Raw genomic sequence first — 12,690 nt, forward strand, 5'->3', positions numbered from 1 at the left:
ATGAAGCACTTCGTCCTGGTGGCGGGTTATGGAAAGCCGCCCCGTCAGCTGCCGTTCCGTGCCTACTGCGAGAACCGGGTCCGCCAGCATGTGGCGGCCAACAAGGCCATGGAGGATCTGGTCTTCCAGATCTTCGACGTGGGGAGCGGGGAAGTCGTCGCCCGGACGTTCACCTATCCGGCGGGCCGACGGACCGAGTCGGTCGCCGCGGTCCGCTCCTTCGTTCGTGTCACCCCCGCCCACTACGACGGAAACGCCTTCCAGAACGACGTGCGCGGCGTGATGTCGGTCCTGGAGGTCTACGCGGCGGTGCGGACCATCGGAGTGACGGCCCCCGGCACCCTGATGGAGCTCAGCTTCTTCTCCCACGGCTACGACGGCCCGGTCCTGGTCGACAGCTTCGACTACCGGCAGACCAGCGAGATGCTCCGTGATCCGGGCGACCTGGATCCGCGCCCGAAGGACTTCCACAGCGCGAACATGCCGCCCGCGGAGCTCTCCGCCTTCCAGGCCGCCTATCACCCCGACGGCATCAACTGGAGCTGGGGATGCCACTTCCAGAAGTCCTACCACCACATCCTGACCAAGCTGGAGTTTCACCCCGAGTACCGGTCCTCGGGCCTCTCCGACGGCAAGGTCCTGGTCTTCCGGAACTTCGACGCGGACGAAGCTCTGCTGCTCGGGGATCATCTGGGCAGGACCTTCCCGGACCACCGGAAGGTGGAGGTGACCTTCGGCGAGCTGAAGTGGTTCGTCCGCAGGCACATCCTGGCCGGGTACTGCCACGCCCTCGCGGTCCACTCCGGGCGGAAGACCTACGGCGGACTCCTCGGCACCTACGCCGAGCGCGACACCACCGGCTCCCGGCCGCTCATGCACGTCAACCGGGGCTTCGGCAGGCATCTGGCCTTCTACCGGAACTACTTCGGCTTCGCCCTCGACCCCGAGCGCCGGTGGTACGGCCTCTACGATCCGGCTTTCACCTGACGCCCCGTTCAAGCTGTGCACTCATCGACCGGCGCTCAGTTTTCCCGGCTTTACCTCTTGACGACCCGGGTGACGTGGAGCACATTGGCGGCACTTTGAGAGCGCTCTCACCCCTCCACTCGAGAGGCATCCCCCCATGAGCGATACCTCCCGCACCTCCCACAGACGCCGCCCCGTGCGGCGGGCGTTGGTCGCCGTCCTCAGCACGCTCGGCCTCGCGGCGGCCGCCACCACCGCCTCCGCACCGGCCGCGAACGCCTCCGCTCCGCCGCCCCCGTCGGGCTGGACGCAGCTGTTCGTGGACGACTTCAACGGCGCCGCGGGCAGCGGCGTCAACACCTCCAACTGGCAGTACGCGACCGGCAAGGGCTACCCGGGCGGCCCGGCCAACTGGGGCACCGGCGAGATCGAGACCATGACGAGCAGCGCGGACAACGTCTCCCTCGACGGCAACGGCAACCTCCGCATCACCCCCCGGCGGGACGCCGCCGGGAACTGGACCTCCGGCCGCGTCGAGACCAACCGCACCGACTTCCAGCCCCCGGCCGGCGGCACTCTCCGCGTCGAGTCGCGCATCCAGGTGCCGAACGTCACCGGGGCGGCGGCGAAGGGCTACTGGCCCGCGTTCTGGATGCTGGGCGCCCCCTACCGCGGCAACTACTGGAACTGGCCGGCCGTGGGCGAGTTGGACATCATGGAGAACACCCAGGGCATGAACACGGTGTTCGCGACCATGCACTGCGGCACCTCGCCGGGCGGCCCCTGCAACGAGACCAGCGGTATCGGCAGTTCGACGACCTGCCAGGGCACCACCTGTCAGGCCGGCTTCCACACCTACCGGATGGAGTGGGACCGCTCGACGAGCGTCGAGGAGATCCGCTTCTACCTCGACGGCGTCAACTTCCACACCGTGCGCGCCAACCAGGTCGACGCGACGACCTGGAAGAACGCCACCGACCACGGCTTCTTCGTCATCCTGAACGTCGCGATGGGCGGCGGCTTCCCGGACGCCTTCGGCGGCGGCCCGGACGCCGGGACGCAGCCGGGCCACGCGATGGTCGTCGACTACGTCCAGGTGCTGTCGTCCGGCGGCGGCACCACGCCCCCGCCGACCGGCAACCGCGACGCCTACTCCGCCGTCCAGGCCGAGTCCTACGACGGCCAGTCCGGGGTGAGTACCGAGACGACGACCGACTCCGGCGGCGGGCAGAACGTGGGCTCGCTGGCCAACGGCGACTGGCTGCACTTCAAGGGCGTCAACTTCGGCTCCTCCGCTGCCCGGCAGTTCAGCGCCCGGGTCGCGAGCGGTGCGGCGGGCGGCGTCAGCGGGCTGGTCGAGGTGCGGCTGGACAGCCGCAGCAGCGCGCCGGTCGGGAGTTTCGCGGTGGGCAGCACCGGGGGCTGGCAGTCCTGGCGGACGATCCCGGCGAACATCAGCTCCGTGACGGGCACGCACGATGTGTATCTGACCTTCACCAGCGGTCAGCCGCAGGACTTCGTCAACGTCAACTGGTTCACCTTCGGGCGCTGACCCGATTCTCGGCAGGGGCTCCACGCGCGCGTGGAGCCCCTTTTGCCTTGCTCGCCCTCAGCTGCTCGCCCTCAGCGCAGATCCGCCCGGAACGCCGCCGGGGTCTGGTCCGTGTGCTGGTGGAAGAACTTGGAGAAGTTGGCGGCGTCGGGGAAGCCGACCGCCGCGCCGACCCGGCCGATCGGCAGGTCGGTGTGGGCGAGGAGCCGCTTGGCCTCCAGCACGACGCGCTTGTCGATGAAGGCCTTGGGGGTGTCGCCGGTGGCGGCGCGGACCGCGCGGACCAGGGTGCGGCGGGAGTAGCCGAGGGCGTCGGCGTAGGCGCTGACGCTGTGGTTGGTGGCGAAGTCCCGCTCCACGGCGTCCCGGAAGAGGGTGAAGGTGGAGTCCGACCGCCGGCGTACCGACTCCGCCGAACTCGCGGCGAGATGGGCGAGCCGCAGCAGAAACGCCGTCAGCGAGTGGCGCAGGACGGCGGTGTGCAGGCTGAGCGGCAGGGTGGCGGTGTCCTCGTACTCGCGTCGCAGGTGGTCGAGCGCGGCGCGCAGTCCGGCGAGTTCGGCCGGGTCGGGACACAGCAGCGGCGGCAGGTCGTAGCGGTACAGGCCGGTGGCCTCGACAGTCGCGCGGGGCAGGAAGCCCGGCTGCATGGTGAGCACCGTTCCGCGGTACTCGCTCGTCCGCGAGAAGCGGTGGACCTGCCCCGGGCGGATCCACAGCAGGTCACCGGCCCCGGCCTCGTGTTCGGTGAAGTCGACCATGTGCCGGACCGGGCCCTCGGCGAACAGCATCACGACATGGAAGTCGATGCGGTGCACGCGCTCCAGCGGCGCGTCGGCGTGCCAGGTGCGGCCGGTGCCCATGGGGCCGACCTGCATGCCGACACCGCCGACGCTCAGCTCGACCGGAAAGGGGAACGTTCTGATCCCGTCGCCGTCCTCGATGGTTCTGCCCACCATGTCTGCCCTGTCCGCCATGTCCGCCTCGCGCCGCCCCGTTCGCGCCCCGCGCCGCCTCCGGGTGTCCCACTTTCACCACACCCTGGCACACGGCGACCTTCCGTCGAAAAAGTCAGACTTTTAATTTTGAACACGTCAGACCAGCCACTTCGCTCCTATCGAGGACTTCTTGAAGATGAGCACGCAGACAGCGGACCGCTTCGAATGGACCGAACTCGACCGGCGTGCCGTCGACACCGCCCGTGTTCTGGCGGCGGACGCCGTCCAGCGCGTCGGCAACGGCCACCCCGGCACCGCGATGAGCCTCGCGCCGGCCGCCTACACGATCTTTCAGAAGGTGATGCGGCACGACCCCGCCGACCCGGAGTGGGCCGGCCGTGATCGCTTCGTCCTGTCCCCCGGCCACACCTCGCTGACGCTGTACACGCAGCTGTACCTCGCGGGCTACGAGCTGGGGCTGGACGACCTGAAGGCGTTCCGCACGCACGGCTCGAAGACGCCGGGCCACCCCGAGTACGGGCACACCGCGGGCGTGGAGACCACGACCGGCCCGCTCGGCCAGGGCGTCGCGAACGCGGTCGGCATGGCGATGGCGGCCCGTTACGAGCGCGGCCTGTTCGACCCGGAGGCCCCCGAGGGCGAGTCCCCCTTCGACCACACCGTCTGGGCGATCGTCTCCGACGGCGACCTCCAGGAGGGCGTCTCCGCCGAGGCCTCCTCCCTCGCCGGGCACCAGAAGCTCGGCAACCTGGTCTTCCTCTACGACGACAACCACATCTCCATCGAGGGCGACACCGCGACCGCCTTCTCCGAGGACGTGCTGAAGCGGTACGAGGCCTACGGCTGGCATGTGCAGCGGATCGAGCCGCAGGAGGACGGCGACGTCGACGTACGGGCGCTGCACACGGCCCTGAGGGCGGCTCAGGCCGAGACCGGGCGCCCCTCGATCATCGCGATGCGCACGATCATCGCCTGGCCCGCCCCCAACGCCCGCAACACCGAGGCCTCCCACGGCTCGGCGCTCGGCGAGGACGAGGTCGCCGCCACCAAGCGCCTCCTCGGCTTCGACCCGGAGCAGACCTTCGAGGTCGCCGACGAGGTGCTGGCCCACACCCGCGGAGCCCTGGACCGGGGCGCCGAGGCGCGTACCGCCTGGGACAAGCGGATCGCCGCCTGGCGCGGTGACAACCCCGAGCGGGCCGTCACCTTCGACCGCGTCAGCAAGGGCGAGCTGCCCGAGGGCTGGGAGGACGCCCTGCCGGTGTTCGAGCCGGGCAAGGCGGTCGCCACCCGTGCCGCGTCCGGCAAGGTCCTCCAGTCGCTCGGCGCGGTCGTCCCCGAGCTGTGGGGCGGCTCGGCCGACCTGGCCGGTTCGAACAACACCACCATCGACAAGACGTCGTCGTTCCTCCCGAAGGGCAACCCGCTGCCGGAGGCCGACCCGTACGGCCGGACGATCCACTTCGGCATCCGCGAGTTCTCCATGGCCGCGGAGATGAACGGCATCGCCCTGCACGGCAACACCCGGATCTACGGCGGCACCTTCCTGGTGTTCTCCGACTACATGCGCAACGCGGTGCGGATGTCGGCCCTGATGCAGCTCCCGGTGACCTACGTGTGGACGCACGACTCGGTCGGTCTGGGCGAGGACGGCCCGACCCACCAGCCGGTCGAGCACCTGGCCGCGCTGCGGGCCATCCCGGGCCTGAACGTCGTACGCCCGGCCGACGCGAACGAGACCGCGACCGTCTGGGCCGAGATCCTCAGGCGGCACACCACCGATCCCGCCCCGCACGGCCTCGCACTCACCCGCCAGGGCGTGCCCACGTATGCGCCGAACCCGGACGCGGCGCGCGGCGGCTACGTCCTGGCCGACTCCTCGACCGAGGTGCCGGACGTGGTGATCGTCGCCACGGGCTCCGAGGTGCAGCTCGCCGTCGCCGCCCGTGAGGCCCTGGAGGCCGAGGGGGTAGGCACCCGGGTGGTGTCGATGCCGTCGGTGGAGTGGTTCGAGGAGCAGCCGCGCGAGTACCGCGAGCGGGTGCTGCCGCCGTCCGTGAAGGCCCGGGTCGCGGTCGAGGCCGGGATCGGCCTGACCTGGCACCGGTTCGTGGGGGACGCGGGACGCATCGTCTCCCTGGAGCACTTCGGCGCCTCCGCCGACGCCGGAACCCTGTTCGCCGAGTTCGGCTTCACCTCCGAGAACGTCGCCGCCGCGGCCCGCGAGTCCCTCGCCGCCGCGCGTGGCTGACCCGAACGCCCGAAAGAAGATGATCACTGTGAGCGAAGCGACCGCGAGCGCGGGAGCACTCAAGCGCCTCTCCGACGAGGGCGTGTCGATCTGGCTCGACGACCTGTCGCGCCGGCGGATCGAGTCCGGCAACCTGGCCGAGCTCGTCGCCACGAGGAACGTCGTCGGCGTCACCACCAACCCGTCCATCTTCCAGGCCGCCATCGGTTCGGGCGAGGGCTACGAGGCGCAGCTCGCCGACCTGGCGGTGCGGGGCGTCACGGTCGACGAGGCCGTCCGGATGATGACCACCGCCGACGTCCGCTCCGCCGCCGACATCCTGCGGCCGGTGTACGACGCCACCGGCGGGCGGGACGGCCGGGTCTCCATCGAGGTCGACCCGCGCCTCGCCCACGACACCACGGCGACCGTCGCCGAGGCCCGTCAGCTGGCCTGGCTGGTGGACCGCCCGAACGTGATGATCAAGATCCCGGCGACGCAGGCCGGCCTGCCGGCCATCACCGAGGTGATCGGCGCGGGCATCAGCGTGAACGTGACGCTGATCTTCTCGCTGGAGCGCTACCGCGAGGTCATGGACGCCTATGTCGCCGGCCTGGAGAAGGCCCAGGCGGCCGGTCTCGACCTGTCGGACATCCACTCGGTGGCCTCCTTCTTCGTCTCCCGCGTCGACTCCGAGATCGACAAGCGGCTGACGCTGCTGGGCACGGACGAGGCCCTCGCGCTGAAGGGCCGGGCGGCCCTGGCCAACGCGCGGCTCGCCTACGAGGCGTACGAGCAGGTATTCGCCGGGGCCCGCTGGCAGGCGCTGGGCGGGGCCCGCGCGAACCGGCAGCGCCCCCTTTGGGCCTCCACCGGTGTGAAGGACCCGGCATACAAGGACACCCTGTACGTGGACGATCTGGTCGCCCCCGGCACGGTCAACACCATGCCGGAGGCCACGCTGAACGCCGTCGCCGACCACGGTGACGTCCAGGGCGACACGGTCACCGGCGGTTATGCCCAGGCCCGCGCCGACCTGGCGGCCGTCGAGCGGCTCGGCATCGGGTACGACGAGGTGGTGCGGCAACTGGAGAACGAGGGCGTGGCCAAGTTCGAGGTGGCCTGGCAGGACCTGCTGGACGCGGTCACCAAGTCCTTGAACGACAAGGGAGTTGACGCGGAATGAGCGAGGGCATCCCCCAGACGGCCATCCCCCAGACGGCCGAACAGGAGACCAAGGGGACCAAGGAGGAGAAGGAGGCCGTGGCGGCCCAGGAGGCGGCCGGGGTCGAGCCGACCGGGGTGGACGGCGCGGCCCGGGCCGTCGTCCCGCCCACGGAGTTCACCGAGGCCGACTTCGTCAACCCTCTGCGCGACGCGCGCGACCGCCGACTGCCGAGGATCGCGGGCCCGTCCGGGCTCGTCATCTTCGGCGTGACCGGCGACCTGTCCCGCAAGAAGCTGATGCCGGCCGTGTACGACCTGGCCAACCGCGGTCTGCTGCCGCCGGGCTTCTCGCTGGTGGGCTTCGCCCGCCGGGACTGGGAGGACCAGGACTTCGCGCAGGTGGTGCACGACGCGGTCCGTGAGCACGCCCGGACCCCGTTCCGCGAGGAGGTCTGGCAGCAGCTCTCCGAGGGCATGCGGTTCATCCCGGGCGACTTCGACGACGACATGGCGTTCAAGCAGCTGCGCTCCGCCGTCGAGGAGCTGGACGCCTCCCGGGGCACCAGCGGCAACTACGCCTTCTACCTCTCGGTGCCGCCGAAGTTCTTCCCGAAGGTCGCCCAGCAGCTCAAGAAGCACGGGCTGGCGAACGCCCCCGACGGCTCCTGGCGCCGCGCGGTCATCGAAAAGCCGTTCGGGCACGATCTGGAGTCGGCCGAGGAGCTGAACACGATCGTGCACGACGTGTTCGACCCGGAGCAGGTCTTCCGGATCGACCACTACCTGGGCAAGGAGACCGTCCAGAACATCCTGGCGCTGCGCTTCGCCAACCAGATGTTCGAACCGATCTGGAACCGGTCGTACGTCGACCATGTGCAGATCACCATGGCCGAGGACATCGGCATCGGCGGCCGCGCGGGGTACTACGACGGGATCGGCGCCGCCCGTGACGTCATCCAGAACCATCTGCTCCAGCTGATGGCGCTCACCGCGATGGAGGAGCCGGCCGCCTTCGACGCGGCGTCGCTGCTCACCGAGAAGCTCAAGGTGCTGCGGGCCGTGCAGTTGCCGGAGGACCTCGGGAAGAACACCGTGCGCGGGCAGTACGCGGCGGCCTGGCAGGGCGGCGCGAAGGTCGGCGGCTATCTGGACGAGGACGGCATCGACGCCTCGTCGAAGACCGACACCTACGCCGCGATCAGGCTCCAGGTGGACAACCGCCGCTGGGCGGGCGTCCCGTTCTACCTGCGCACCGGCAAGCGGCTCGGCCGCCGGGTGACGGAGATCGCCGTGGTGTTCCAGCGGGCCCCGCACTCCCCGTTCGACTCCACCGCGACCGAGGAGCTCGGCGCCAACGCGATCGTCATCCGCGTACAGCCGGACGAGGGCATGACGGTCCGGTTCGGATCCAAGGTGCCGGGTACGTCGATGGAGATCCGGGACGTGACGATGGACTTCGCCTACGGCGAGTCGTTCACCGAATCGAGCCCGGAGGCGTACGAACGGCTGATCCTTGACGTCCTCCTGGGCGACGCCAATCTGTTCCCCCGTCACCAGGAAGTGGAAGAGTCCTGGAAGATCCTCGACCCGATCGAGCGCTACTGGGCCACGCACGGCAGGCCGGCGCAGTACGCCTCGGGGAGCTGGGGACCCGCGGAAGCCGACGAGATGCTCGCACGAGACGGACGGAGCTGGCGCAGGCCATGAAGATCGACCTGACCGACACCACGGCAAGCAAGATCAACAAGGCGCTGGTGCAGGGGCGCCGGGCCATCGGCACTCCCGCCGTGGGCATGGTCCTGACGATGGTGATCGTCACGGACGAGGAGAACGCCTACGACGCGATCAAGGCGGCCGAGGAGGCGTCGCACGAGCACCCCTCGCGCACCCTGGTCGTCATCAAGCGGCACGCCCGCACCCCGCGCGACCGCCAGTCCTCCCGGCTGGACGCCGAGGTCCGGGTGGGCGCCGACGCGGGCACCGGCGAGACGGTGATCCTGCGGACCTACGGCGAGGTGTCCGACCACGCCGACTCGGTGGTGCTGCCGCTGCTGCTGCCGGACGCGCCGGTGGTGGTGTGGTGGCCGGTGGACGCCCCCGAGGTGCCCTCCAAGGACCCGCTGGGGGCGCTGGCCCAGCGGCGGATCACCGACCTGTACGCCGTGGAGAACCCCCTGGAGACGCTGCGGGCCCGGGTCCGCTCCTACGCGCCCGGCGACACCGACCTCGCCTGGACCCGGCTGACGCCCTGGCGTTCGATGCTGGCGGCGGCGCTGGACCAGGCCCGGGCGCGGATCACCTCGGCGGCCGTGGAGGCCGAGGCCGAGAACCCGGCCGCCGAGCTGCTGGCCCGCTGGCTGGAGGCCCGGCTGCACGTCTCGGTCGACCGGGTGGTCACCGCCGGGCCGGTCGTCACGGCCGTGCGTCTGGGCACCGAGAACGGCGAGATCGTCATCGACCGCCCCGAGGGCCCGCTGGCCACGCTGACCCTGCCGGGCCAGCCCTCCCGCACCCTGGCACTGAAGGTCCGTGCCACCTCCGAACTCATCGCCGAGGAGCTCAGGCGCCTCGACGCCGACGAGATGTACGCCATCGCCCTGAACGGCGAGGCAACCGAGGAGACCCCCGCTCATGTCTGACTCCCCCTCCGGCTCCCCCGAGCTCACCCGGCGGCCCGAGTGGACCGCCCTGGAGGACCACCGCAAGGACGCCCTGCCGCAGCCCGACCTGCGTGAGCTGTTCGCGGCCGACCCGGGGCGCGCCGAGCGCTACGTCGTCCGCGTGGGCGATCTGCGCATCGACTACTCCAAGCACCTGGTCACCGACGAGACGCTGGCCCTGCTCCAGGAGCTGGCCGCCGCCACCGACGTGTTCGGGCTGCGCGACGCGATGTTCCGCGGCGAGCGGATCAACGTCACCGAGGACCGTGCCGTGCTGCACACCGCGCTGCGCGCCCCGCGGGACGCGGTGGTCGAGGTCGACGGCGAGAACGTCGTCCCGGGTGTGCACGCGGTGCTGGACAAGATGGCCGGCTTCGCCGACCGCGTCCGCTCCGGGGAGTGGACCGGCCACACCGGCAAGCGCATCCGCAACGTCGTCAACATCGGCATCGGCGGCTCCGACCTGGGCCCGGCGATGGCGTACGAGGCGCTGCGGCCGTTCACCGACCGGGAGCTGACGTTCCGCTTCGTGTCGAACGTGGACGGCTCCGACCTCCACGAGGCCGTGCGCGACCTGGACCCGGCGGAGACGCTGTTCATCGTCGCGTCCAAGACCTTCACCACCATCGAGACGATCACCAACGCGACCTCGGCGCGCTCCTGGCTGCTCAAGGGCCTGGGCGGCGACGAGAAGGCGGTCGCGAAGCACTTCGTGGCGCTCTCGACGAACTCCGAGAAGGTCGCCGGGTTCGGCATCGACGTCGACAACATGTTCGAGTTCTGGGACTGGGTCGGCGGCCGCTACTCGTACGACTCCGCGATCGGCCTGTCCCTGATGATCGCCATCGGCCCGGACCGCTTCCGGGAGATGCTCGACGGCTTCCGCATCGTCGACGAGCACTTCCGCAACGCCCCCGCCGAGGCCAACGCCCCGCTGCTGCTGGGCCTGCTCGGCATCTGGTACGGCAACTTCCACGACGCCCAGTCGCACGCGGTGCTGCCCTACAGCCACTACCTGTCCAAGTTCACCGCCTACCTCCAGCAGCTCGACATGGAGTCCAACGGCAAGTCGGTGGACCGCGAGGGCCGGCCCGTGCGGTGGCAGACGGGGCCGGTGGTGTGGGGCACGCCCGGCACCAACGGGCAGCACGCCTACTACCAGCTCATCCACCAGGGCACCAAGCTCATCCCGGCGGACTTCATCGGCTTCGCCCGGCCCGTCGCCGAACTGAGCGACGGACTGAAGGCACAGCACGACCTGCTGATGGCCAATCTGTTCGCGCAGGGGCAGGCGCTCGCCTTCGGCAAGACCGCCGAGGAGGTGCGGGCCGAGGGCGTGCCCGAGGAGCAGGTGCCGCACCGCACCTTCCGGGGCAACCACCCGACCACGACGATCCTGGCCGGCGAACTGACCCCGTCGGTCCTCGGCCAGCTGGTCGCCCTCTACGAGCACAAGGTGTTCGTGCAGGGCGCGGTGTGGAACATCGACTCCTTCGACCAGTGGGGCGTCGAGCTCGGCAAGGTCCTCGCCAAGCGCGTCGAGCCCGCCCTGACCGAGGGCGCCGATGTCCCCGGTCTCGACCCGTCCACGGCCGCGCTGGTGGCCGCCTACCGCAATCTTCGGGAAGTGAACTGACATGCAGATCGGACTTGTGGGTCTCGGCAAGATGGGCGGCAACATGCGCGAGCGCCTGCGCAACGCCGGCCACACCGTCATCGGCTACGACACCAACCCCGAGAAGTCGGACGCCGACAGCCTGGCCGACCTCGTCAACCAGCTCGACGCGCCGCGCACGGTCTGGGTCATGGTCCCGGCCGGCGACGCCACCCAGCACGTCATCGACCAGCTCGCGGGCCTCCTCAAGCCGTACGACACGGTCGTCGACGGCGGCAACTCCCGCTGGACGGACGACGAGAAGCACGCCGAGGAGCTGGGCAAGCGCGGCATCGGCTTCGTCGACGCCGGTGTCTCCGGCGGCGTGTGGGGCCTGAAGAACGGCTACGCCCTGATGGTCGGCGGCGAGAAGGAGTACGTCGACCCGCTGCGGCCGATCTTCGAGGCGCTCAAGCCGGAGGGTCCGTACGGCTTCGTCCACGCGGGCAAGGTGGGCGCCGGGCACTTCGCGAAGATGGTCCACAACGGCATCGAGTACGCGATGATGCAAGCCTACGCCGAGGGCTGGGAGCTGCTGGAGGCCGTGGACTCGGTGGACAACGTCCGCGAGGTGTTCCGCTCCTGGCAGGAGGGCACCGTCATCCGCTCCTGGCTGCTGGATCTGGCGGTGGACGCCCTGGACGAGGACGAGCACCTGGAGGAGCTCCGGGGCTATGCCCAGGACTCCGGCGAGGGACGCTGGACCGTGGAGGCCGCGATCGACAACTCCGTCCCGCTGCCCGCGATCACCGCCTCCCTCTTCTCCCGGTTCGCCTCCCGTCAGGACGACTCGCCGCAGATGAAGATGATCGCGGCACTGCGCAACCAGTTCGGCGGCCACGCCGTCGAGTCCGTGAAGAAGGCGTAGCACCGTGGGCGATCTGCTGATGGTCCGTCACGGCGAGACGGAGTGGAGCCGGAGCGGACAGCACACCAGCTTCACCGACCTGCCCCTCACCGCGCGCGGTGAGGAACAGGCCAAGTCGCTGGTTCCGCTGCTGGCGGGCCGCCCCTTCGCGCTGGTCCTCACGAGCCCCCTCACCCGCGCGGTGCGCACCGCCGAACTCGCGGGCCTGACGGGGGCCGTGCGGGACCCGGACCTGCACGAGTGGTACTACGGCGCCTACGAGGGCGTCACGAGCGACGAGATACACCGCACCCGCCCGGACTGGGACCTGTGGACCGACGGGGGCCCGGCCGGTGCCGACGGCGCGCCGGGCGAGTCCCCAAAGGAGGTCGGCGTGCGCGCCGACCGGGTGCTGTCCCGGGTGGCGGGGGCGCTGCCCGAGGGCGATGTGATGCTGGTGGCCCACGGCCACTTCCTTCGCGCCCTGACGGCCCGCCGCCTGGGCCTGACAGCGGCGGAGGGACGCCTGTTCCGGCTGGAGACGGGCACGGTCAGCCGGCTGTCGACCGAGCACGGACGGCCCGTGATCGCGGAGTGGAACGCGCGGGCGTAACGGACGTCGGCCGGGGGTGAGTTGACGCTGGGTTGACAGCCC

The 12,690-nt window shown here is 70.5% G+C and carries 10 protein-coding genes; 9 read left to right on the plus strand and 1 reads right to left on the minus strand.

All coding sequences use genetic code 11. The features are described 5' to 3' along the window. Together NNW99_RS04795 and NNW99_RS04800 are read left to right on the plus strand one after the other, a co-directional pair. Complete coding sequence (locus tag NNW99_RS04795) at positions 1–987, plus strand: hypothetical protein (RefSeq protein ID WP_215117441.1); 987 nt, start codon at positions 1–3, stop codon at positions 985–987. A gap of 136 nt (positions 988–1,123) precedes the next feature. After that, positions 1,124–2,518, plus strand: coding sequence for a glycoside hydrolase family 16 protein (locus NNW99_RS04800; RefSeq protein ID WP_215117442.1), 1,395 nt, complete (start codon positions 1,124–1,126; stop codon positions 2,516–2,518). A 71-nt stretch (positions 2,519–2,589) separates the two neighbouring features. On the opposite strand, the gene NNW99_RS04805 is transcribed toward NNW99_RS04800, so the two are convergent. Then, the gene (locus NNW99_RS04805) at positions 2,590–3,495 is read right to left on the minus strand and encodes a helix-turn-helix domain-containing protein (protein ID WP_370869115.1); all 906 of its coding nucleotides are present in this window, start codon (positions 3,493–3,495) and stop codon (positions 2,590–2,592) included. 157 nt (positions 3,496–3,652) lie between these two features. On the opposite strand from NNW99_RS04805, the gene tkt reads away from it, so the two are divergent. The 7 genes from tkt to NNW99_RS04840 are packed head-to-tail and all read left to right on the plus strand — an operon-like array spanning position 3,653 to position 12,648. Next, positions 3,653–5,728 (plus strand): transketolase, encoded by a 2,076-nt coding sequence (tkt, locus tag NNW99_RS04810; RefSeq protein ID WP_215117445.1) that lies wholly within the window; start codon positions 3,653–3,655, stop codon positions 5,726–5,728. Between the two features lie 19 nt (positions 5,729–5,747). After that, positions 5,748–6,893 (plus strand): transaldolase, encoded by a 1,146-nt coding sequence (tal, locus tag NNW99_RS04815; protein ID WP_215117446.1) that lies wholly within the window; start codon positions 5,748–5,750, stop codon positions 6,891–6,893. Then, complete coding sequence (gene zwf / locus NNW99_RS04820; RefSeq protein ID WP_251057706.1) at positions 6,890–8,581, plus strand: glucose-6-phosphate dehydrogenase; 1,692 nt, start codon at positions 6,890–6,892, stop codon at positions 8,579–8,581. The genes tal and zwf overlap by 4 nt, the downstream gene beginning before the upstream one ends. Continuing rightward, a complete protein-coding gene (gene opcA, locus NNW99_RS04825) occupies positions 8,578–9,513 on the plus strand; it encodes a glucose-6-phosphate dehydrogenase assembly protein OpcA (protein ID WP_215117447.1) in 936 nt (311 codons plus the stop codon). The genes zwf and opcA overlap by 4 nt, the downstream gene beginning before the upstream one ends. After that, the gene (gene pgi / locus NNW99_RS04830; protein ID WP_215117448.1) at positions 9,506–11,170 is read left to right on the plus strand and encodes a glucose-6-phosphate isomerase; all 1,665 of its coding nucleotides are present in this window, start codon (positions 9,506–9,508) and stop codon (positions 11,168–11,170) included. Before opcA ends, pgi begins: the two co-directional genes overlap by 8 nt. 1 nt (position 11,171) lies before the next feature. After that, on the plus strand, positions 11,172–12,056 hold the full coding sequence (gene gnd, locus NNW99_RS04835; RefSeq protein ID WP_215117449.1) for a phosphogluconate dehydrogenase (NAD(+)-dependent, decarboxylating): 885 nt from the start codon (positions 11,172–11,174) through the stop codon (positions 12,054–12,056). A gap of 4 nt (positions 12,057–12,060) precedes the next feature. Next, positions 12,061–12,648, plus strand: a complete 588-nt coding sequence (locus NNW99_RS04840) for a histidine phosphatase family protein (RefSeq protein WP_215117450.1) — start codon at positions 12,061–12,063, stop codon at positions 12,646–12,648. The last annotated feature ends 42 nt before the right edge of the window (positions 12,649–12,690 follow it).

The organism is Streptomyces sp. CRCS-T-1, assembly GCF_024442335.1.
Classification (GTDB): Bacteria; Actinomycetota; Actinomycetes; order Streptomycetales; family Streptomycetaceae; genus Streptomyces; species Streptomyces koelreuteriae.

Coding starts and splice junctions, on each gene's coding strand:
- NNW99_RS04795 (WP_215117441.1), top strand. CDS start 1: ATGAAGCACTTCGTCCTGGTGGCGGGTTATGGAAAGCCGCCCCGTCAG.
- NNW99_RS04800 (WP_215117442.1), top strand. CDS start 1,124: ATGAGCGATACCTCCCGCACCTCCCACAGACGCCGCCCCGTGCGGCGG.
- NNW99_RS04805 (WP_370869115.1), bottom strand. CDS start 3,495: ATGGCGGACAGGGCAGACATGGTGGGCAGAACCATCGAGGACGGCGAC.
- tkt (WP_215117445.1), top strand. CDS start 3,653: ATGAGCACGCAGACAGCGGACCGCTTCGAATGGACCGAACTCGACCGG.
- tal (WP_215117446.1), top strand. CDS start 5,748: ATGATCACTGTGAGCGAAGCGACCGCGAGCGCGGGAGCACTCAAGCGC.
- zwf (WP_251057706.1), top strand. CDS start 6,890: ATGAGCGAGGGCATCCCCCAGACGGCCATCCCCCAGACGGCCGAACAG.
- opcA (WP_215117447.1), top strand. CDS start 8,578: ATGAAGATCGACCTGACCGACACCACGGCAAGCAAGATCAACAAGGCG.
- pgi (WP_215117448.1), top strand. CDS start 9,506: ATGTCTGACTCCCCCTCCGGCTCCCCCGAGCTCACCCGGCGGCCCGAG.
- gnd (WP_215117449.1), top strand. CDS start 11,172: ATGCAGATCGGACTTGTGGGTCTCGGCAAGATGGGCGGCAACATGCGC.